The organism is Streptomyces sp. NPDC110618, from assembly GCF_055657065.1.
On record NZ_JBVKBN010000009.1, the window covers coordinates 224,194 to 244,398 of the forward strand.

Sequence of the window (20,205 nt, forward strand, 5' to 3'; positions counted from 1 at the left end):
TCCTCTCACACGCGTCACTCCACCGTGCCCCACCGCCGCGCATCGCGCGAGCCGTCCGTCACCGCGCCACGCTCAGTGACAGCGCGAACCGGCCCTCCCGGTCCGTCCACCAGTGGGACTGCTCCAGCCCCGCCGCGGACAGTTCGGCGTGCACGCCCTCCTTCCGGAACTTCGCCGAGATCTCGGTGTGCAGCTCCTCGCCCGCCGCGAAGTCGACCGCCAGGTCCAGCACGGGCACCTTCACGGTCTGCGCGACGCGCGAGCGCAGCCGCATCTCGATCCACTCGTTCCGGGCGTCCCACAGCGCCACATGGTCGAAGGCGCCGGGATCGAAGTCGGCGCCCAGTTCACGGTTGACGACGGCCAGGACGTTCTTGTTGAACGCGGCCGTCACCCCGGCCGCGTCGTCGTACGCCCGTACCAGCACCCCCTCGTCCTTGACCAGGTCGGTGCCGAGCAGCAGGGCGTCACCCGGTGCCATCAGGGCGCGTACCCCGGCCAGGAACGCGGCGCGCTCGGCGGGCAGCAGGTTGCCGATGGTGCCGCCGAGGAACGCCACCAGCCGGGGCCCGGGGGTGTCCGGCAGGGTGAGCCGGCCGGTGAAGTCGGCGATGAGCGCGTGCACGGAGAGTCCGGGCCGCTCCTCGATGAGGGCGTGCCCGGCCTGGGTGAGGGCGCTCTCGCTGACGTCGACGGGGATGTAGGTGTGCAGGTCGGTCAGCGCGTCGATGACGTACCGCGTCTTCTCCGAGGAGCCCGAGCCCAGTTCGACCAGGGTCCGGGCGTGGGTCGCGGCGGCGATCTCGGCGGCGCGGTCGATGAGGATCTCGCGTTCGGCGCGGGTCGGGTAGTACTCGGGCAACTCGGTGATCCGCTCGAACAGTTCACTGCCGACGGCGTCGTAGAACCACTTCGGCGGCAGTGTCTTCGGGGTTTTGGTCAGACCGTGCAGGACGTCGGCGCGCAGGGCGGCCTCGGTGGCGTCCTCGGGCAGTTGGCGGGTGAGAAGGAACGGGCTCACGTGCGGGGCTCCTTGGACAGTGCGGGTGCCGAGAGCGCGCCCGGCTCCTTCAGGGGAGTGAGGGTGACATCCGTGCGGCTGGCGGTGAGGAGGGTCCGGTCGGGGACCTCCTGCCACAGCGGATCGTCGTCGTACGGCTCGGAGGCCACGACCGCGCCGTCGCCGGGCGCCGCGCGGTACCACAAGGTGTCGCCCCAGGTGGTCGCCGCGATGCCGTCGCCGCTGGTCAGCAGCAGGTTCAGCCGGGCGCCCGGGGCCGCCTCGGCGACCTCGCGGACGGTGTCGGCCAACGCCTCGCCGGGGTCGTCCCCGGCCCGCAGCCGGGCCAGGACCAGGGCCCACACGAACGCCGAGTCGTTGCGGGCCTCCAGCGACAGCAGATCCGTCGGCGACAGCGTGCCGGTCAGCGCCGCGAGCGAGCCGGGCCAGCCCGGCACCGCCCCGTTGTGGCTGAACAGCCAGGCGCCGGACGCGAAGGGCGCCGCCGCGGCCTCCGCGTCCGCCCCGGACAGCGTCGCGTCCCGCACCGCCGCCAGCAGACACGTCGTACGCACCACACGGGCCAGATCGGCGAAGGACAGATCCGCCCAGATCGGCCCCGCCCGCCGGTACCGGGCCGGCACCGGATCGCCGGGCGCGTACCAGCCGACGCCGAACCCGTCCGCGTTGACCGTGCCGTACTGCTGCTTCCTGGGTGCCCAGGACTGGCGGTACAGGCCGTGCGGGGGCCGTACGATGCGGGTGCCGAGCGGCTCCTCGGGCCCCAGATAGGCCAGATGACGGCACATCAGACGGCCTCCGAGCGGGCCGTGCGGAACCCGGAGAAGATCTGCCGGCGGATCGGGTAGTCCCAGTTGCGGAAGGTGCCCCGGCAGGCCACCGGGTCCACCGCGAACGAACCGCCGCGCAGCACCTTGTACTCCGGTCCGAAGAACACCTCCGAGTACTCCTTGTACGGGAAGGCGACAAACCCGGGATAGGGCAGGAAGTCGCTCGCCGTCCACTCCCACACGTCCCCGATCAACTGCCGCACACCGAGCGGTGACTCACCCTCGGGGTAGCTGCCGACCGGGGCCGGGCGCAGATGCCGCTGGCCGAGGTTGGCGTGCTCGGGCGCCGGGTCCGCGTCGCCCCACGGGTAGCGAGTCGAGCGGTTCCCCGCCGGGTCGTGCCGGGCGGCCTTCTCCCACTCGGCCTCGGTGGGCAGCCGCCGCCCGGCCCAGCGGGCGTAGGCGTCGGCCTCGTACCAGCTCACGTGGACGACCGGCTCGTCGGGCGGGACGACCTCGGTGACCCCGAACCTGCGCCGCAGCCACTGCTTGCCGTCGCGGCGCCAGAACAGCGGCGCGTGGACGGAGTTCTGGCGGATGTGGGCCCAGCCCGCGGGCGCCCACCAGCGCTCGTCCTCGTAGCCGCCGTCCTCGATGAACGCCTGGTAGGCGCCGTTGGACACGGGTGTGGTGTCGATCCAGAAGGACGCCACCTCCCGCCGGTGCGCGGGCCGTTCGTTGTCCAGTGCCCACGGCTCGTCGGAGGTGCCCATGGTGAACGGCCCGCCGGGGACGAGGACTTCGGCCGGGCCGGTGAACAGCGGGGCCGGTTTGGGGTCGGGCGCGATCAGGGCCTGTGGGCCCCTGCGGAGCTGATGGGTGATCAGCATGGTTTCGTCGTGCTGCTGTTCGTGCTGCGCGATCATCCCGAAGGCGAAGCCCGCCTCGGTCAGCCGGGACCCGTGGAAGGCGGTGCTCTCCAGCAGGTCCAGCACCCGCCCGCGCACCTCGGCCGCGTACAACCGGGCCTCGGCGGGCGGCAGCAGCGGCAGCGAGGGACGTTCGGCGCGCGGGTGCTCGAAGGCGTCGTACAGGCTGTCTATCTCGGGCCGCATGGCCTCCCGGCCGCCCACCGCGCGCAGCAGCCACTGCTCCTCCTGGTTGCCGATGTGCGCCAGGTCCCACACCAGCGGCGACATCAGCGGGGAGTGCTGCGCGGTCAGGTCCGGGTCCTCGACGCAGCTGGTGAGCAGCGTGGTGCGGTCGCGGGCCGTGATCAAGGTGGCCAGGGCCCGTTCCCGGAGCGCCTCGGTCTCGGTCATGACGTGCGGTCCTTCCCGTTCAGGCGGTCGAGCAGATCGTCGGCGGGACAGCGGCCCCGGGTGATGTAGCGGTCCCGGTACGCCGCGACGGCGCCCGTGACCTCGGCGGTGGCGCCCATCCTCGGCAGGGCGTCCAGCGCGGCGGCGAAGCAGATCTGCGCCGCCTCGTGGATCTCCGGGTCCGTCAGGCCGTGCATGGCCGCGTCCGTCCACAGCGGGTTGTGCGGCGCGGGCCGCCGCCCGGCCCGCTCGGCGAGCGGCTTGACCGCCCGGTAGGCGGTCTCGGCGGCCTGCGGATCGTCGAACAGTGCCGCCGTCACGGCCAGCGGGACGATCCAGCCGTCCTCGCCGGGCTGGGCGTCGATCATCCGCAGTTCCAGGTGGCCGCGCGGTCTGACCGGCGGGAACAGGGTCGTGAGGTGGTAACCGAGATCCTCCTCGGTGGGTGGCCTGGGCGCCGCCGAGCGGGTCCACTCGCGGAAGGTGAGCTCCTCCGGGACCTCCCAGGGACCCTGGTCCCGGCGTACGCACATCACCGGGGCGTCCAGGACGTGCCGGGCCCAGGCGGCGCGCGGATCGCCGTCCAGCGGGGGAGCGCCCGCCCGGCCCGCGCCGATCTCCATCCACAGCAGCTGCCGGGTGGAGCGCCAGCCGGTGGGCCGGCTGCCGGAGAGCGGGGAGTTGGCGAAGGCCGCCACCAGGACCGCGCCGAGCTGATGGGCGAGCCACCAGCGCCGTACATGGCCGAGCGGCCCCGGCTCCTCGTGGCCGGCGTCCAGGCAGACCTGCACGGAGGCGGAGGTGCACATCATGGCGCGGCCCGCGGGACCTCTGCGGTCCAGGCAGGCCTCCATGGCGTCGTAGCGGGGTTCGCGCAGATAGCGGCGGGGTTCGTGCCAGGGATCCTGGCCGATGCCGACGAGTCCGAGGCCGTGGCCGCGCAATGTGGCGCGGACGGCGTCGAGGTCGGCGGAGACGGTGTCGACGCACTCCGTCAGGGAGGCGGCGGGCGGTGAGCTCAGCTCCAGCTGGCCACCGGGTTCCACGGTGAACGCCGACCTCAGGGGCACGTTCCGCAGGGCGGCGTAGGCCGCTCGCAGTCGTTCGGGTGTGACGGGGAGCTGCGGGCTGCGCAGCTCGTGGACGAGCCATTCCACCTCGACACCGATGGTCCGGGGCGGGCCGGTCTTGAAACAGATGCCTCGCACGAGGGCCTCGACCTCGGCCTCCGAGACCGAGGTGCGGGGCCTGGTACAGCCACTCGGCGAGGCGCCGCTGGACGAATCTGGCATATCGGGATCCTCCTGATATTCCACCATGCCACTGCCCCGGCATTTCGGGTGGGCCGGGACGGCGCACTCGTCCCACCCAAGACGCTCGAACGGCTCGGCACAAGGGCGCATCCCGGGACGTTCCGGATTGGTCACTTCCGGTTCGTTCGGGCCTCCAGGGGCGTTCGAGGGCTCGAAAACCCTGTTGCGACCCCCGTGCGCGATCACCCACGATGCGTGCATGAGCACAACGGGGGAGCGCGCGAGGCGTGCGCTCACGGCGCTTACGGGGGTGGCGCCGTGAGCGCACGCCTGCGCGGCGTCGCGCAGCAGACCGAACAGATCATCGCGGCGGGCTTCTACACCGCCCCCGACGGCCGCCGGGTGTCCATCGAGGCGGCGCTGTCGGCCGCCCGGCAGGGCACCCGCATGTACGGGCCGGACGCCGTCGAAGTCCCGGCGGCACCGGTGACGGACACCCTCTTCGAGGTGACCGGCGAGTCCAGCCTGGAGGCGGCCCGCAGGCTCGGCGCGGACACGGCCGTACTGAACTTCGCCTCGGCCCGCAACCCGGGCGGCGGCTACCTCAATGGCGCACAGGCGCAGGAGGAGGCCCTGTGCCGGGCCTCGGCCCTGTACGCCTGCCTGGTCGGGGTCCGCGCGTTCTACGACCACCACCGGGCGCACCGCGACGCCTTCTACACCGACCGCGTCATCCACTCGCCGGGCGTCCCGGTCTTCCGTGACGACCGCGGCCGCCTGCTGGACGAGCCGTACACGGCCGGCTTCCTGACCTCGGCCGCCCCGAACGCGGGCGTCATCCGGCGTACGGCGCCCGGGCGCGCGGCGGAGATTCCCGGCGCCCTCGCCACCCGCGCCGAGCGCGTGCTGGAGGTCGCCGCGGCCCACGGCTACCGGCGCCTGGTGCTGGGGGCCTGGGGCTGCGGGGTGTTCCAGAACGACCCCGCCGATGTGGCGGGCGCCTTCCGGGGGCTGCTCGGGCCGGGCGGGCGGTTCGCCGGGCGGTTCGAGCACGTGGTGTTCGGGATCCTGGACCGCACTCCGGACGGGCGGACGCGCGGGGCGTTCGAACGGACGTTCCCGAAGGGCTAGTGTGCGTCAGCTCCAGCCGTAGCGTTCCCGCAGCCGGTGCCGGACCAGGTTGAACCGCATCCGGTCCAGCGCGCACGCCTCGCGCCGCATGCCCCGCTCGTGCAGCCGCAGCACCCGGTCCACGGCCACCCAGGAGTCGCGGCCGGAGTTGTCCCAGGGGCCGTTGCCGATCGGCACCCAGTCCCGGTCGGCGTCGTGCCGCTTGCTGGACAGCTGCACGGCGAGGAAGGTGCCGCCGGGCTCCCGGGCCACGACGAGCACGGGGCGGTCCTTGCCCCGCCCGTCGTTCTCCTCGTACGGCACCCAGGTCCACACGATCTCCCCGGGGTCCGGGTCGCCGTCGTGCGCGGGCGAGTACTCGGTGCGCACCCGGCCCACCTCGCGGGGGTCGGCCTCGACGGTCGCGAAGGGGCCGTGGCGGCCGGGGACGTTCTCTTCGGTGGGCGCAGTCACGGGGATCACGTTAGAGGGTGCGCTCGGGCGGGCGGACGGCGGGCCGGGACCCCGGATTCGGCAACGGGACCACGCCGGAACCGACACCGACCGCGTCGCGGCTCTCGGGAGCGAAGTACGCGACGGCGCGCAGGGGTTCGAGGTGCCGCCAGAGTGTACGGGCGAAGGCGGCGTTCGCGTCGGTCACCCCTCGCGCAGCCGCTCGTGCACCGCCGGAACCCCGTGCGGCGGCCAGGCCTCGTACCAGCGCAGCTCCGCCTCCGCCTGGGCGGCGAGGGACAGCAGCAGGGGCTCGCTGCCGGCCGGGCCGAGGAGTTGGGCGCCGACGGGCAGGCCGCCGTCGACGAATCCGGCGGGGACGTTGACGCCGGGCCAGCCGAGCACGTTCCAGGGCCAGGCGTACGGACAGGCGGCGATCATCGCCCGGTCGGTGGCGAATCCGCCGAGCCCCAGCATCGCGCCGATGGGCGGCGGGGGAGCGGCGGTGGTGGGCGCGAGCATCACGTCGTACGACTCGAAGAACCTGCCGATACGGCGGTGCAGGACCGCCTCCGCGCGGCGCGCCGCCTTCAGTGGTGGCCCGCCGAGGAGCTTGCCGAGCCGGGCCGCGCTGTGGGTGCGGCGGTCGAGGAGGGCCGGGAAGGGCGCGTCGGCCACCCATTCCGCGATTCCGGCGGTCGCCCGGGGCACGAAGGTCAGCCCGATCTGCCCGTACGGCGGATCGGCCTCCTCGACGTGGTGTCCCAACGCGGCGAGTTTCTCGGCGAGTTCGACGACTTTGGCGCGCACCTGGGGCTGGAGCCGGGCGGGGACCGCGGTGAACGGGGGCTTCAGGGAGAGGGCGATGCGCAGCCGTCCGGGTTCCCGGCCCACGGCGACCGAGGCGTCGACGGCCGGCGGGCGGTGCGGGTCCCGCGCGTGGTTGCCGCTCGCCGCGTCCAGCAGCAGGGCGGCGTCGGCGACGGTACGGGCCAGGGTGCCGTTGACGGTGATGCCCTGGAAGGACTCGCCGCGCGGCCAGGTGGAGATCCGCCCGCGCTGCGGCTTGATGCCGACCAGGTTGGTCCAGGCGGCCGGGATCCGTACCGACCCGGCGCCGTCCGAACCGAGGGCGGCGGGCACCAGGCCGGCGGCGACCGCGGCGGCCGAACCCCCGGAGGAGCCGCCCGGCGTGTGCCCCTGGTGCCAGGGGTTGCGGGTCGCGCCGAAGGCGGGGCCCTCGGTGAACGGCCACTGACCCAGCTCGCAGGTGTTGGTCTTGCCGACGATCACGGCTCCGGCCGCGCGCAGCCGCCGTACCGCCTCGCCGTCCTCGGCGACCGGCGGGTACTCCCCGGGGCAGCCGAAGGCGGTGGGCTCACCGGCGACGTCCATGTCGTCCTTGACGGCCACCGGCACACCGAGCAGGGGCCGCCGGGCCCCGGTGGCGAGTTCCCTGTCCGCCGCGTCCGCCTCCGCGAGCGCCGCCTCGGCCCGGACGACCCGGAAGGCGTTGAGCGTGGGCTGCGTGGCCGCGATGCGCGCCAGCGCCTGCTCCACCAGCGTCCGGGACGAGACCTCCCCGTCGGCAAGGGCACGGGCGGTCTCCGCCAGGCCTGCGGAACGGTCGAACGTCATACGGACACCTCCGGGGACGGCCTTGTCTACTGAACAGTAACCTCTGCGGCGCCCCGACGGAACGACCCTGGAGGGGCCGGGACTTGGGTGTATTGGGCACGCGTGCGCGAACCATTGACGCACCCCCGCCCCACCTCTACCTTCTGACCGACTTGCCGAACTGAGTTCGAAATCACGAACACCCTGACGCCCTGTCTTGTACGTCTCGTACGTCAGAGGAAGAGCCGCCCATGACCCCCCACCCCGCTACGTCCCGCCGTACCCTGCTCCGCGCGATGGCCGCCGCCCCCGCCGCCTCGCTCCTGCTGACCGGGACCCCCGCCCTCGCCGCCGCCCCGCCCAGCGGCTCCGCCACCCGCTACACGATCGTCCCGTTCCTCAACAGCGACGACGGCACGGTGAACGTCTACCAGTCGGACGACGCCACCGACTTCCGCCTGCTGCGGGCCTCCGCGTACACCCCGCCCGCCGGCCGCATCCGCGACGCGAGCGTCATCAAGCACACCGACGGCTACTACTACGCCACCTACACGACGCACACCTGGCAGGACCCCAGCACCACCATCGGCTTCGCCCGCAGCGCGGACCGTCTCAACTGGACCTTCCTCTACGACCACCCGGTCCCGATCGCGGGCCTGTCCCGCGCCTGGGCCCCGGAGTTCTTCGTCGACAGCGACGGCAGCGTGCACATCATCGTGTCCTGCTCGACGACGAACGACGAGTGGATCTTCACGCCGTACGCGTTGCGCGCGACGAACTCCGCCCTGACGTCGTGGAGTTCCCCGGTGCCGCTCTCCGGCATCGGCGCGAACCACATCGACACCTACCTGGTGAAGCTCGGCTCGACGTACCACGCCTTCACCAAGAACGAGACGACGAAGTACATCGAGTACGGCACGGCGTCCGGCCTGACCGGCCCGTACACGCTCTCCCGCACCGGCGACTGGGCGGGCTGGGGCAGCTACCGCGAGGGCCCGGCCCTGATCCAGCTCGACAACGGGGCCTGGCGCCTGTTCTTCGACGCCTACGGCGAGGCCCGCTACTACTGCAGCGACAGCTACGACACCTTCGCGACGTGGACGGCACCGACGGCACTCCCGTCGATCTCGGGCATGGCCCGCCACTTCACGGTGGTGAAGGAGACGGTGACGGGCGGCCCGACGGTACCGCGCGACACCACCCGCTCCTTCCGGTCGGCCAACTACCCCACCCGCTACTGGCAACAGCAGTCGACGCTGCTGAACCTCCCGGTGGTGAGCGGAACCAGCACGACCACTGAAAAGCAGGCGTCGACCTTCACCATCGCCTCCGGCCTGGCCGACCCCACCGCGGTCTCCTTCCGCGACGCGTCCGGCAACTACCTGCGCCACTACGACTTCCGGGCCCGCTTCGACCCGAACAACGGCACGTCGACGTTCGCGTCGGACGCGACGTTCATCCCCCGCACCGGCACGGCATCCGGCTCCGTGCGCTTCGAGTCGTACAACTACCCCGGCCACTACCTGCGCCACTACGGCTACCAACTCCGCGTGGACCGGGCGGACGGAACGGAGCTGTTCCGCCAGGACAGTTCGTTCGTACCAGTCACGGCGTGGGGTTGAGCCCCGCTACCGGTCCATGGCCGCCCGCCCTCTCCAAGGCCCTACGGGCGGCCAGGTACCCTGCGATCCGGAACGCCAGTTCATGGGAGTCCAACGCATGCGCCCGGACGTGCCGCAGCACGACGCGGGTGGCGACGACGACGCGGTACCCGTGCTCGGGTGACGTGAGCTGCTCCTCGATGCCGCGGGCCGCGGCGGCGACGAAGTGGGACACGTCCCCGGCGGAGGGGGGTTCCACCGACAGCCCCCGCGCCACCTCGAAGACGAACCCCTCGGCGGCGGGTTCGAAATCCACCTCGATCTCCGCGAAATGCGGCGCGCAGTTCTGCTTCTGATGCCGCACCCGGACACCCCGGATGGGAAACGGCGGAAACCGAACCGGCCCTGAGGTCATGAGGGAACGCTACCCCGCTCACCCCTGCCTCACGACAGTCCACCCGGCCCCACGGTCGGACGAGGTACCCGCCCGAGCGGACGCGGCCCGCTCAGCGGTCCCTGCGCCGCATCTCCCTGGGGCTCACCCCGAAGCGGCGGTGGAAGGCCGTGCTCATGGCGCTGGCCGAGGAGAAGCCGGAGGCGTAGGCCAGGTCGGTGATGGTCAGATGGTCGCAGTCGGGGCAGCGGAGGCGGTCGCGGACCAGGCGGAGGCGTTCCTCGCGGATCAGGTCGCGGGGCGTGGTGCCGACCTGCTGGAGGGCGAGCTGGATCTGGCGCAGGGACCAGCCGAGGGCGCAGGCCATGGACGTACCCGACAGGGCGGGGTCGGCGGCGTGGGCGCGGACGTAGCGGCGGACCATCGCCTCGACCTCCGTCAGGTGGCCGGGGCCGGTGGGGCGGTCGTCGCCGACGGCGAGCATACGGAGCATCTCCACGACCCGGTCGCAGACGGCGTCGAACTGCGCGGCGGTCAGGTCGTCGCGCTCCTCGTGCAGGCTGCGCACGACGGTGTGCAGGACCCGGCCCAGGCCCTTGGTCAGGTCGAGGCCGGCGACCAGCGGGGCCTTGCTGTTCAGCGGGCCCTCGATCTCCTGGGCCGGTATCGACATCACGACACCGTGCAGGGAGTCGCCGTGCCTCAGCTCGAACGGCGTGCCCAGGGTGAACAGGCTGCCCGTGCCCGGACCCATGCGGACTTCCTCGTCGGCCTGGCGCAGCCGCATCTCGCCGGAGAGGGGGATCAGCAGCCGGTAGTCGGGGTCGGGGGTCTGCCGGATCAGGCCCGGAGTGCGGGCGTACTCGATCTCGCCGCTGTGCCAGGTGACGATCTGGTAGGTGGCGCTGTGCTGGCGGATCAGCTCGCCGCGGAACGACGCGGGGGAACCGAACCGGTAGTCCATCCGCGGGTGGTACGTGCCCACCCGCTCCGTCCATAACTCGGTCCGCTCACCCGCCTCGACCTCGGCGGTCCTCGTCGTCTCCACGACATAACTTCCCGCGGACACCGCTCATCCTCCGCTGCGACGTGCCCCGAACGGCGCTGCAGCCGCAGGCAACTCCCGTGTGCCCGAGGGCTGTTACTCACTGCACACTAGGCGTCGGCAATCGGTTTCCGAAACATTTCGCGCTCACATTTGGCCTCAGACCGAAGCGAATTCGGCGCGATCGTTGCCTTCCCGCACCCCGTATGCGCCCCACGGCAACTTCCCTGCGCGCCCGGGCAAGTCCCGTTTCCCGCACGGTACTACCGTCTTGCGCTCGTCGACCCACCACCTGCTGTGAGGACCTGATGACGGAACGGATACCGGAGGCCGTGCTCTGGTGCCTGGCCGTGGGCCTGATCGCCGTCGCCGTGCTGCTGCTGCGCGAACGCGGCATCAGCGCACGGCAGCGCGCCCGCACCACCGAACTGAGCGACGGCCTGCGGGCCCGTGACGAGGCGCTGCGGCACCTCGTGACGGTCCGCCTTCCCGCCGTGCAGGACACCGCCCAGCCGCGGGACACGGCCGCGCTCCCGCTCGACCACCGGCTGGCGGGCACGGAGTTCGCTGGGTGCCTGGACGCCGTCGTGGAACGCTTCACCGACACCGTCGAGCACGCCCGCGCCCGCGCCGACCAGTCCGCGAAGGCCGCCCTGAAGGCGTCCATGCGCTCCATCCAGGCCCTCGCCAACGAACAGCAGGTGTCCATCGCCGACATGCAGGACCGCCACGACAACCCCGACGTGCTGCGCGACCTGCTCGAAATCGACCACGCCAACGCCCAGTTCGGCCGCCGGGCGCAGGCCGTCGCCGTCCTGTGCGGCTCCTGGCCGGGCCGCCAGCGCGCCACCTCCGCGCTGACCGAGGTGGTACGCGGCGCCACCTCCCGCATCCGCGACTACCGTCGCGTCCGCATCAACGGCGAGGTCGATCTCGCCGTGCGCAGCCGGGCCGTGGAACCGGTCGTCCTCGCCGTCGCCGAACTCCTCGACAACGCGGCCCGCCACTCCCAGCCGGGCACCACGGTCGAGGTCACCGTGCAGAGCGTGCACAACGGCGCCTGCGTCGTGATCGACGACGCCGGCGTCGGCATGGACGGCAGGGCCGCCGAGCACGCCGCCGGACTCCTCACCGGCAGCCGCCCGGTGGACATCACCCGGCTCGGCGACCCGCCCCGCTTCGGCTTCGCCGTCATCGGGGTCCTCGCCGGGCGCTACGGGTTCAACGTCTCGGTGGACACGCTCTCGCCCTACGGTGGTGTACGCGCCGTGGTGTTCCTGCCCGCCGCGCTGCTCACCCACCGGGAAGCCGTACCCGCGCCCGAACCCGCCCCCGTACCGTCCGCGCGACCCACCACCGAACCCGACGCGCCGCCCGAGCCCGAGCCCGCCCCTGCCTCCGCCCCCGCCCCCGCCCGCGAGCCCGAACCCGAGCACGAACCCGTGGCGACCACCCCCGGCGGACTGCCCCGCCGCCGGCGCCGCTCCGCCCGTCCGGCGACCGCCGCGGCCCCACCGGCCGTCGAGGTCGGCGGACGCTCCGCGGACGAGAACGCCCGCCGCATGGCCGCCTTCGCCCGCGGCACCCGCTCCGGCCGCGGCGCCCGGAACCCACTTGACGACGAAGGGAACACCCAGGAATGACCGGGCCGACCGACAACACGCTGGGCTGGATGCTGGACGACGTACTGCAGGTCCCGCACGCGCGGCACGCCATCCTGCTCTCCGCCGACGGCATGCTCCGCGCCCACTCCGAGGACATCGGCCGCGACGACGCCGAACGGCTGGCCGCCGGCCTGTCCGGCGTCCAGTCGATCAGCCGGAGCACGGCCGAGTTCTGCGGCAGCCCGCACACCCCGTGGCGGCAGACCCTGATCGAGTTCGCGCACGGCTACGTCTTCCTGGTCGCCGCCGGGGAGGGCGCCTACCTCGCGGTCTCCACCGGTGAGGACGTCGACATGGAGGCCGTCACCTACCGCATGCACAAACTCGTCGACCGGCTGGGCAAGGAGCTGACCAGTCCCGCCCGGCGGGACGCCGGCAGCCCGGCATGACTCCCAAGCGCCGAGCATCCGACCGGCTGGTGCGGTCGTACGTCGTCACGGACGGCCGCGCCCACCCCACCCGCAACACGCTGGACCTGGTCACCCTGCTGATCGCGGTCGACGACCCGCCGCTCGCCGGCCTCAACCCGGAGAAGCGGCGGGTGGTGGAGGTGTGCCGGCCCGGCGCCCTGTCCCTCGCGGAGGTGGCCGGCCATCTGTCGCTGCCGGTCGCCGTGACCAAGGTGCTGGTCGCCGACCTCATGGACAGCGGCCACATCGTCACCCGCGCCCCGATCCCCGCCGCCCGCCCGGCCGACGCCCGCATCCTCCAGGAGGTGCTCGATGCACTCCGCGCCCGCCTCTGACGCCGTCTACCTCGGGCCCCATGTGCAAACGGCGGTCAAACTGCTCGTCGTCGGCCACTTCGCGGTCGGCAAGACCACGTTCGTCGGCACGCTCTCCGAGATCCGGCCGCTGCGCACCGAGGAGGTCATGACCGAGGCCGGCGCCCTCGTCGACGACCTCGCCGGCATCCGGGACAAGACCACCACCACCGTCGCCCTCGACTTCGGCAGGCTCACCCTCAACGAGCGTATGGTGCTCTACCTCTTCGGCACCCCCGGCCAACAGCGCTTCACCCCGCTGTGGCAGGACATGACCCGCGGTGCCCTCGGCGCGCTGGTCCTCGCCGACACCCGACGCCTCGGCCAGTCCTTCGAGGTGATGGGCGTGCTGGAGGAACACGGACTGCCCTACGCGGTCGCCGTCAACCAGTTCCCCGGCGCCGCCGCGCACCCCCTCGACGACGTACGCGAAGCCCTCGACCTGCTGCCCGAAACGCCCCTCGTCCGCTGCGACGCCCGCGACCCGGTCTCCTCCACGCGGGCCCTGATCAGCCTCGTCGAGTACCTCCTGAACCGCACCGGCCACCTGGAGCACGCGTGACCTCCGCAACCCCCGCACCGTCCGCCCCGCCGCCGGGCTGCCCGGCACACGAGTCCCTGCACGGACCGGAGTTCGCCGCCGACCCGGCCGCCGTCTACCGGCGGTTGCGCGCCGTTGGCCCGATAGCGCCGGTCGAACTGGCGCCCGGCGTGCCCGCCTCGCTGGTCGTCGGCTACGACGCCGCCCTGCACGTGCTGCGCGGCACCGAGACCTTCTCCAAGGACCCACGCCGCTGGAAGGACCTCGCCGACGGCACCGTCCCCATGGACAGCCCCGTCGTGCCGATGATGATGTACCGGCCGAACGCGCTGTGGAGCGACGGCGCCGAGCACCGCAGACTGCGCGGCGCGATCACCGACAGCCTGGCGCGGGTCGACGCGGCCACCCTGCGCGGCTATGTCGAGGCGAGCGCGGACACCCTCATCGACCGCATCGCCCCGGCCGGACAGGCCGATCTGCTCGGCGAGTACGCCCAGGTCCTGCCGCTGCTGGTGTTCAACCGCCTGTTCGGCTGCCCCGCCGACTACGGGGAGCGGCTGGTGCGCGGCATGTCCGGGATCTTCGACGGCGTGGACGCCGAACAGGCCAATGAACTGCTCGCCACGACCCTGCTCGACCTCGTCGCGCTCAAGCGCCGCAGGCCCGGAGCGGACGTGACCTCCTGGCTGATGGCCCACTCCGCAGAGCTGACCGACGAGGAGATGGTGCACACCCTGGTGCTGCTCATGGGCGCGGGCACCGAACCGCAGCAGAACCTGATCGCCAACAGCCTGCGCCTGCTGCTCTCCGACGACCGGTTCGCGGGCGACCTGTCCGGCGGCAGCCTGCCCGTGGAGGACGCCCTCGACGAGGTGCTGTGGACGGACCCGCCCATCGCCAACTACGCCGTGCACTACCCGGTGCACGACGTCGTGTACGAGGGAGTCCTGCTGCGGGCCGGGCATCCGCTCGTGGTCAGTCTCGCCGCCGCCAACACCGACCCGGCCCTGACGACCGATCAACGCGCTGGTAACCGGGCCCACTTGGCGTGGAGCGCGGGCCCGCACAACTGCCCGGCGCAGAGCCCGGCCCGGCTGATCGCGGCGGTCGCCGTGGAGAAGCTGCTCGACCGGCTGCCGGAGGTCGAACTCTCGGTACCGGTCGAGGAGTTGACCTGGCGGCCCGGTCCGTTCCACCGTGCGCTGGCGGAGCTGCCGGTGACCTTCCCGTCGGCCGCCGTCACCCCGCGCGGCGAGGGCGCGGCGCCCGTGACGGACACCGCGCCGACACCCCCGCCGTCCGGGGAGACCGGGACGGACCGCGTACGGCGGGGCTGGGGCGGCCGGCTGCTGGCCTGGTGGCGCGGGGAGTGATCAGGACACGTGGACCGGGAGGGAGCGGTGGCCGTTGGAGATGAAGGACTCCACCGGCTCCAACTCCCCCTCGGACACGGCCAGTCGCAGGTGCGGGAAGCGACCGAAGAGCGCCCGGAGCGCGATGTTCGCCTCCAGCCTGCCCAGCGGGGCGCCCAGACAGAAGTGCACCCCGTGACCGAAGGCGAGGTGCTCCTTGTCGACGCGGGTGACATCGAAGCGGTCGGCGTCCGCACCGTACTTGTCCGGGTGGCGCCCGGCGGCGGCGTACGCGGCGAGGATCGCCTCGCCCTTGGCGATCACCATGCCGTCCGGGCCGCCGAACTCGCTCATCTTCAGGTCCTCGACCGCGTACCGCAGCGGCAGGCTGGCCACGGGCGCCTCCACCCGCAGCGCCTCCTCGACCACGTCCTCCCAGTCGGTCCGGCCGTCGCGGACCCGGGCGAGCTGGTCCGGATGGGTCAGCAGGAGGTGGATGGCGTTGTCGATCAGGTTGACGGTGGTCTCGTGCCCGGCGCTCACCATCAGCACCAGGGTGTCCAGCAACTCCTGCTCGCTCAGCCGCCGGTCGCCGTCGTCGTCGCGGGCCGCGATGAGCGCCGAGGTCAGGTCGTCGCCCGGCGACCGCCGCTTGAGAGCGACGAGTTCGCCGAGCGCCGCGTACAACCGGGCGTAGTTGTCGGTGACTTCCTCGGGGGTCGCGGAGGTGCGGAACACGCCGTCCACGACGGCCCGCAGCTCCGCGCCCTGCTCCTCGGGCAGGCCGAAGAGTTCGCTGATCACGCCGATCGGCAGCGGGTAGCAGAACTCCTCGCGCAGATCGACGACTCGGCCGTCCCGCCCGGCCTCCGCGATCCGGTCGAGCAGACCGGTGGTGATCTCCTCGATCCGGGGCCGCAGCGCCGCGGTGCGCCGGGCGGTGAAGGCCTTGGAGACCAGGGAGCGAAGCCGTTTGTGCTCGCCCCCGTAGGCGGTGAACATGTTCTGCACCGCCACCCAGGTGAACAGTGGCCACTCCGGGGCGATTTCGCCGTTGATCCAGCGCGGCCAGTGCCGGCGCGGGTCCTTGGAGACACGGGGGTCGGTCAGCAGGCGCTTGAGCAGTTCGGGGCTGCTCACGGCCCACGCCGGGACTCCGTCGGGGAGTTCGACCAGGGTCACCGGGCCGCGCTCGCGAATCCGGGCGGCCTCGCCGTGGATGTCACGGCCGGTCGGGTCGATCACTAAGGGGCGGGGTTGTCCCACGCAAGCCTCCTCGGCGCTACAGGCATACGACCGGCAACGGTATGTCGGCGTATCGCACCGGGGGAGGGCGCGCGGCGGGCGCTGCGCACCGGAGCAAGTTCTCTGCGTCCGGCGGCAAGTCGCGGGTGTGTTCCGCGTTCTACGGTTCGAGGTGTCGGATCGGAGAGCCGGTGAGGGTGATGGCAGTCGAGAGGACCTCGTGGTGGATGCCTCCGGGCAGCGTCGAGGTGCGGACGGTGGCCGCGGGTGGTTGGTGGGACGCCGTACGCGCGCCCCTGGACCTCGGAGTGCAGGCGCTGTGGCATCTCGGTGACGATTCCGGAGCCGTGATCAGGGACGGTTTCGGGGGGCGCCTGTACTGGATGGTCCCCCCTGGCTCGGCGGCCGGCTGGGACATGCCACTGGTGCGCGTACTGGGCCGGGGCAGCCATGTCGTGGTCCCGCCGGTCCACCGGGTCATGGGTCCCGGCCTGTGCTGGCAGATCCCGCCGACGCGGGAGCGCGAGTGGACCGACCCGTCCCGTCTGCGCGCCGCCCTGCGCACGGCGCTGCTCAGCGAGGCGTCCCGCACCGCCTGAGAACCGTACGAGACTTCCGCCCCGGCCGCACCTGAACCCGGCCGGGACGGAACGGTCCCGCGCGCGGGCTCAGTCGAGGTCGAACCGGTCGAGGTTCATGACCTTGTCCCATGCCTTCACGAAGTCCCGTACGAGCTTGTCCTGCCCGTCCGCGCAGGCGTACACCTCGGCGACGGCGCGCAGTTGGGAGTCGGCACCGAAGACCAGGTCGACGGCGGTGGCCGTCCACTTCACCTGGCCCGTGGCGCGGTCCCGGCCCTCGTAGACGTTCTCGTCCGTCGTCGAGACCTTCCACTCCGTGCCCATGTCGAGCAGGTTCACGAAGAAGTCGTTGGTCAGCGTCCCGGGCCGGTCCGTGAACACCCCGTGCCGGATCCCCTTGTAGCCGGTGTCCAGGGCGCGCATGCCGCCGATCAGCGCCGTCATCTCGGGCGCGGTCAGGGTCAGCAGGTTGGCGCGGTCCAGCAGCAGCGTCTCCGGGGACAGCTTCTCGCCGGACTTCAGGTAGTTGCGGAACCCGTCGGCCTGCGGCTCCAGCACGGAGAACGACTCCACGTCCGTCTGTTCCTGGGAGGCGTCCGTACGGCCCGGCGCGAACGGCACCGTGACCGGGTGCCCGGCGTCCTTCGCGGCCTTCTCGACGGCCGCGCATCCGCCCAGCACGATCAGGTCGGCGAGGGAGACCTTCTTGCCGCCGGTCTGCGCGGAGTTGAACTCCTGCTGGATCCGTTCCAGGGCCTGGACGGTCCCGGTCACCTCGGGCAGGTTGTTGACCTCCCAGTCCTTCTGCGGCGCCAGCCGGATGCGGGCGCCGTTCGCGCCGCCGCGCTTGTCGGTGCCGCGGAAGCTGGCCGCCGCGGCCCAGGCGGTGGTGACCAGGTCCGGGACGGACGGGCCCGAGTCGAGGATCTGCGCCTTGAGCGCGGCGATGTCGTCGGCCCCGACCAGCTCGTGGTCGACGGGGGGCACGGGGTCCTGCCACAGCTGCGGCTCGGGGATCCAGGGGCCGAGGTAGCGGGAGACGGGGCCCATGTCGCGGTGGAGCAGCTTGTACCAGGCCTTGGCGAACGCGTCCGCGAGCCGGTCCGGGTTCTCGTGGAAGCTCTTGGTGATCGGGCCGTAGACCGGGTCCAGCTTCAGCGCGAGGTCCGTCGTCAGCATCATCGGGGCGTGCCGCTTCGACGGATCGTGCGCGTCGGGCACGGTGCCCTGGGCTTCCGGATCGGTGGGCTTCCACTGGTGGGCGCCGGCCGGACTGGTCGTCAGCTCCCAGTCGTACCTGTACAGGTTGTCCAGGAAGCCGTTGTCCCACTGGACCGGGTTGTTCGTCCACGCGCCTTCGAGGCCGCTGGTGAGCGCGTCGCCGCCGACGCCGCTGCCGCAGGTGTTGCGCCAGCCGAGCCCCTGCTGCTCGATCGGGGCGGCCTCGGGCTCCGGGCCGATGCAGCTGGGGTCGACGGCGCCATGACACTTGCCGAAGGTGTGACCGCCGACGATGAGGGCGACCGTCTCCTCGTCGTTCATCGCCATTCGGCCGAACGTCTCGCGGATGTCGCGGGCGGCGGCCAGCGGGTCCGGATTGCCGTTCGGGCCTTCCGGATTGACGTAGATCAGGCCCATCTGAACGGCGCCGAAAGGACCGGTGAGTTCCCGGTCGCCGCTGTACCGCTCGTCCCCGAGCCAGGTGTCCTCGGGGCCCCAGAAAATCTCCTCGGGCTCCCAGATGTCCGCACGCCCGAAACCGAAACCGAACGTCTTGAAACCCATGGATTCCATGGCGCAGTTTCCGGCGAAAACAAGAAGATCCGCCCAGGAGATCTTCTTCCCGTACTTCTGCTTGACCGGCCACAGCAACCGGCGCGCCTTGTCCAGGCTCGCGTTGTCCGGCCAGCTGTTCAGCGGCGCGAATCGCTGCGCGCCGCTGCCGCCGCCACCCCGGCCGTCCGCGATGCGGTACGTTCCCGCGGCGTGCCAGCTCATGCGGATGAAAAGGGGGCCGTAGTGGCCGTAGTCGGCCGGCCACCACTCCTGTGAGCTGGTCATCACCTCGAAGACGTCCCGCTTGAGAGCCTCGACGTCGAGGGTCGCGAACTCCTTCGCGTAGTCGAAGTCCTCGTCCATCGGATTGGAGCGGGAGGAATGCTGGTGCAGAATCTGGAGGTCGAGCTGATTGGGCCACCAGTCGCGGTTCGTCCGGGGCCGAGTCGGTGTGGGACTCGGCGAGGAAATCGCGGGGTTCTCGCTTTCACTTCCGGGCATGCCAGTCCTTCTTCCTGTCGGTCGGCGTACGTATGCTCGCGCACGCCGGACCGCATGGCCACGAAACACGCAGAGCGGGTCCGTATGACAAACGCGGAAAAGGAAGTGGCTTTCCGGAAGGGCTGTCAGGCGGTGGGGTCGAGCAGGATTTTCCGCACCCCGTCCGAGCGCTCCGCGAACAACGCGTACGCCTTCGGGCCCTCCGACAGGGGGAAACGGTGGGAGACCACGACGTCCGGCCGGATCCGGCCGGCCTGGGTGAGGGCGATCAGGGGCGGGAGCTCGTAGTGGATCGAGCACAGGCCGATCGCGAACTCCAGTTCCTTGATCTGGGCCAGACCCATGTGGAACGGGAACGCCTTGTTGTGGCTGACGCCGATCACGCTGACCCGTCCGGCCTGCCGGACCGCCTTCAGGGCCAGCTCGATCGTCGCGTCCGAGCCCACCGCCTCCACCACCGCGTCCGGGCCGCGTCCACCGGTCAGCTCGCGGATGCCGGCCCTGACGTCCTCGTCCTCGACCGGCTCGACGCCCAGCCCGGCGGCGAACGCACGGCGCTCCGCGACCAGGTCCACCCCGAGTACCCGGGCGGCACCCATCGCGAAGGCGGACTGGGCCGCCATCAGACCGACCGGGCCGAGGCCGATGACCAGGACGGTCTCGCCGGGCCGGATGCGGGCTCGGCGGCAGCCGTACCAGGCGGTGGGGGCGTTGTCGGTGAGGACGACGGCGGCCTCGTCGGAGATGCCCTCGGGCAGGCCGACCAGGTTGACGTCGGCGTGCGGCACCGCGAGGGCCTGGGCCTGGCTGCCGGGGAGCCGCGGGCTGACGCCGTAGCAGAGGTCCGTGGGCGAGGTGGCGTTCTCGCAGCGGCCGGTGAGTCCGGCCGCGCAGGAGCGGCACTCGGTGCAGCCGGCCGACGCGGGCACCAGTACCCGGTCGCCGGGCTTGAAGCGGGTGACCTGCTCGCCGGTGTCGACGACCACGCCGACGCACTCGTGTCCCGGGGTGTAGCCGAGTTCCGGGCTGAACGGGTTGCCGTGGTAGATGTGCAGGTCGCTGCCGCAGATACCGGCGGTGGTCACCCGGACGACCGCGTCGGTGGGGCGGGTCACGGCGGGGTCGGGGACCTCGCCGTAGCGGATGTCGTGACGGCCGTGGTACGTCAGTGCCTTCATCGGTTCGCCGTGTCTCCC

19 protein-coding genes are annotated in these 20,205 nt (G+C 72.2%); 8 read left to right on the top strand and 11 right to left on the bottom strand.

Annotated elements, in window-relative coordinates; genetic code table 11:
• Positions 1-58: 58 nt before the first annotated feature.
• From egtD to egtA, 4 genes are read right to left on the bottom strand one after another with little or no spacing between them, the layout of a single operon-like run.
• On the bottom strand, positions 59-1,021 hold the full coding sequence (egtD, locus tag ACZ7L7_RS18190) for an L-histidine N(alpha)-methyltransferase (protein ID WP_472076472.1): 963 nt from the start codon (positions 1,019-1,021) through the stop codon (positions 59-61).
• Positions 1,018-1,809 carry an ergothioneine biosynthesis protein EgtC gene (gene egtC, locus ACZ7L7_RS18195; RefSeq protein ID WP_472076474.1) on the bottom strand — a complete coding sequence of 264 codons (792 nt, stop codon included), beginning with the start codon at positions 1,807-1,809 and terminating at the stop codon, positions 1,018-1,020. The genes egtD and egtC overlap by 4 nt, the downstream gene beginning before the upstream one ends.
• The gene (gene egtB / locus ACZ7L7_RS18200) at positions 1,809-3,113 is read right to left on the bottom strand and encodes an ergothioneine biosynthesis protein EgtB (protein ID WP_453607523.1); all 1,305 of its coding nucleotides are present in this window, start codon (positions 3,111-3,113) and stop codon (positions 1,809-1,811) included. Before egtB ends, egtC begins: the two co-directional genes overlap by 1 nt.
• Entirely contained in the window at positions 3,110-4,405 is a 1,296-nt protein-coding gene (gene egtA / locus ACZ7L7_RS18205; RefSeq protein WP_453607520.1) for an ergothioneine biosynthesis glutamate--cysteine ligase EgtA, read from the bottom strand. Before egtA ends, egtB begins: the two co-directional genes overlap by 4 nt.
• 279 nt (positions 4,406-4,684) lie before the next feature.
• Between egtA and ACZ7L7_RS18210 the strand changes: the two genes are divergently transcribed.
• Positions 4,685-5,497, top strand: a complete 813-nt coding sequence (locus ACZ7L7_RS18210) for a TIGR02452 family protein (RefSeq protein ID WP_453605223.1) — start codon at positions 4,685-4,687, stop codon at positions 5,495-5,497.
• 6 nt (positions 5,498-5,503) lie between these two features.
• Here ACZ7L7_RS18210 and ACZ7L7_RS18215 read toward each other — a convergent pair whose 3' ends face one another.
• Together ACZ7L7_RS18215 and ACZ7L7_RS18220 are read right to left on the bottom strand one after the other, a co-directional pair.
• Complete coding sequence (locus ACZ7L7_RS18215) at positions 5,504-5,950, bottom strand: type II toxin-antitoxin system PemK/MazF family toxin (RefSeq protein ID WP_471428850.1); 447 nt, start codon at positions 5,948-5,950, stop codon at positions 5,504-5,506.
• A gap of 183 nt (positions 5,951-6,133) precedes the next feature.
• Complete coding sequence (locus ACZ7L7_RS18220; protein ID WP_453605214.1) at positions 6,134-7,567, bottom strand: amidase; 1,434 nt, start codon at positions 7,565-7,567, stop codon at positions 6,134-6,136.
• A gap of 230 nt (positions 7,568-7,797) precedes the next feature.
• On the opposite strand from ACZ7L7_RS18220, the gene ACZ7L7_RS18225 reads away from it, so the two are divergent.
• Positions 7,798-9,168 carry an AbfB domain-containing protein gene (locus ACZ7L7_RS18225; RefSeq protein ID WP_472076478.1) on the top strand — a complete coding sequence of 457 codons (1,371 nt, stop codon included), beginning with the start codon at positions 7,798-7,800 and terminating at the stop codon, positions 9,166-9,168.
• Here ACZ7L7_RS18225 and ACZ7L7_RS18230 read toward each other — a convergent pair.
• On the bottom strand, positions 9,152-9,511 hold the full coding sequence (locus ACZ7L7_RS18230) for a hypothetical protein (RefSeq protein ID WP_453605210.1): 360 nt from the start codon (positions 9,509-9,511) through the stop codon (positions 9,152-9,154). The two genes, ACZ7L7_RS18225 and ACZ7L7_RS18230, sit on opposite strands and share 17 nt — an antisense overlap.
• Positions 9,512-9,653: 142 nt before the next feature.
• Positions 9,654-10,610 carry an AraC-like ligand-binding domain-containing protein gene (locus tag ACZ7L7_RS18235; RefSeq protein WP_472076480.1) on the bottom strand — a complete coding sequence of 319 codons (957 nt, stop codon included), beginning with the start codon at positions 10,608-10,610 and terminating at the stop codon, positions 9,654-9,656.
• A 284-nt stretch (positions 10,611-10,894) separates the two neighbouring features.
• Between ACZ7L7_RS18235 and ACZ7L7_RS18240 the strand changes: the two genes are divergently transcribed.
• Genes ACZ7L7_RS18240 through ACZ7L7_RS18260 form a run of 5 tightly spaced genes read left to right on the top strand, consistent with a single transcriptional unit; the run spans position 10,895 to position 14,927 of the window.
• On the top strand, positions 10,895-12,229 hold the full coding sequence (locus ACZ7L7_RS18240; protein ID WP_285511886.1) for an ATP-binding protein: 1,335 nt from the start codon (positions 10,895-10,897) through the stop codon (positions 12,227-12,229).
• A complete protein-coding gene (locus ACZ7L7_RS18245; RefSeq protein ID WP_285430975.1) occupies positions 12,226-12,639 on the top strand; it encodes a roadblock/LC7 domain-containing protein in 414 nt (137 codons plus the stop codon). The genes ACZ7L7_RS18240 and ACZ7L7_RS18245 overlap by 4 nt, the downstream gene beginning before the upstream one ends.
• Positions 12,636-12,995, top strand: coding sequence for a DUF742 domain-containing protein (locus ACZ7L7_RS18250; protein WP_285511887.1), 360 nt, complete (start codon positions 12,636-12,638; stop codon positions 12,993-12,995). Before ACZ7L7_RS18245 ends, ACZ7L7_RS18250 begins: the two co-directional genes overlap by 4 nt.
• A complete protein-coding gene (locus ACZ7L7_RS18255; protein WP_285511888.1) occupies positions 12,973-13,575 on the top strand; it encodes a GTP-binding protein in 603 nt (200 codons plus the stop codon). Before ACZ7L7_RS18250 ends, ACZ7L7_RS18255 begins: the two co-directional genes overlap by 23 nt.
• Positions 13,572-14,927 (top strand): cytochrome P450, encoded by a 1,356-nt coding sequence (locus ACZ7L7_RS18260; protein ID WP_176711719.1) that lies wholly within the window; start codon positions 13,572-13,574, stop codon positions 14,925-14,927. The genes ACZ7L7_RS18255 and ACZ7L7_RS18260 overlap by 4 nt, the downstream gene beginning before the upstream one ends.
• Here ACZ7L7_RS18260 and ACZ7L7_RS18265 read toward each other — a convergent pair whose 3' ends face one another.
• Positions 14,928-16,172: a cytochrome P450 family protein gene (locus tag ACZ7L7_RS18265; RefSeq protein ID WP_472076483.1), complete on the bottom strand. Its 1,245-nt coding sequence runs from the start codon at positions 16,170-16,172 to the stop codon at positions 14,928-14,930. It abuts the gene before it with no gap.
• A 179-nt stretch (positions 16,173-16,351) separates the two neighbouring features.
• Between ACZ7L7_RS18265 and ACZ7L7_RS18270 the strand changes: the two genes are divergently transcribed.
• Positions 16,352-16,750, top strand: a complete 399-nt coding sequence (locus tag ACZ7L7_RS18270; protein ID WP_285511891.1) for a hypothetical protein — start codon at positions 16,352-16,354, stop codon at positions 16,748-16,750.
• 69 nt (positions 16,751-16,819) lie between these two features.
• Here ACZ7L7_RS18270 and katG read toward each other — a convergent pair whose 3' ends face one another.
• Together katG and ACZ7L7_RS18280 are read right to left on the bottom strand one after the other, a co-directional pair.
• The gene (katG, locus tag ACZ7L7_RS18275; RefSeq protein WP_472076485.1) at positions 16,820-19,009 is read right to left on the bottom strand and encodes a catalase/peroxidase HPI; all 2,190 of its coding nucleotides are present in this window, start codon (positions 19,007-19,009) and stop codon (positions 16,820-16,822) included.
• A 125-nt stretch (positions 19,010-19,134) separates the two neighbouring features.
• Positions 19,135-20,187 (bottom strand): alcohol dehydrogenase catalytic domain-containing protein, encoded by a 1,053-nt coding sequence (locus tag ACZ7L7_RS18280; RefSeq protein WP_285511893.1) that lies wholly within the window; start codon positions 20,185-20,187, stop codon positions 19,135-19,137.
• Positions 20,188-20,205 lie beyond the last annotated feature (18 nt).

Coding starts and splice junctions, on each gene's coding strand:
- egtC (WP_472076474.1), bottom strand. CDS start 1,809: ATGTGCCGTCATCTGGCCTATCTGGGGCCCGAGGAGCCGCTCGGCACC.
- egtB (WP_453607523.1), bottom strand. CDS start 3,113: ATGACCGAGACCGAGGCGCTCCGGGAACGGGCCCTGGCCACCTTGATC.
- egtA (WP_453607520.1), bottom strand. CDS start 4,405: ATGCCAGATTCGTCCAGCGGCGCCTCGCCGAGTGGCTGTACCAGGCCC.
- ACZ7L7_RS18220 (WP_453605214.1), bottom strand. CDS start 7,567: ATGACGTTCGACCGTTCCGCAGGCCTGGCGGAGACCGCCCGTGCCCTT.
- ACZ7L7_RS18225 (WP_472076478.1), top strand. CDS start 7,798: ATGACCCCCCACCCCGCTACGTCCCGCCGTACCCTGCTCCGCGCGATG.
- ACZ7L7_RS18240 (WP_285511886.1), top strand. CDS start 10,895: ATGACGGAACGGATACCGGAGGCCGTGCTCTGGTGCCTGGCCGTGGGC.
- ACZ7L7_RS18245 (WP_285430975.1), top strand. CDS start 12,226: ATGACCGGGCCGACCGACAACACGCTGGGCTGGATGCTGGACGACGTA.
- ACZ7L7_RS18250 (WP_285511887.1), top strand. CDS start 12,636: ATGACTCCCAAGCGCCGAGCATCCGACCGGCTGGTGCGGTCGTACGTC.
- ACZ7L7_RS18255 (WP_285511888.1), top strand. CDS start 12,973: ATGCACTCCGCGCCCGCCTCTGACGCCGTCTACCTCGGGCCCCATGTG.
- ACZ7L7_RS18270 (WP_285511891.1), top strand. CDS start 16,352: ATGGCAGTCGAGAGGACCTCGTGGTGGATGCCTCCGGGCAGCGTCGAG.
- katG (WP_472076485.1), bottom strand. CDS start 19,009: ATGCCCGGAAGTGAAAGCGAGAACCCCGCGATTTCCTCGCCGAGTCCC.
- ACZ7L7_RS18280 (WP_285511893.1), bottom strand. CDS start 20,187: ATGAAGGCACTGACGTACCACGGCCGTCACGACATCCGCTACGGCGAG.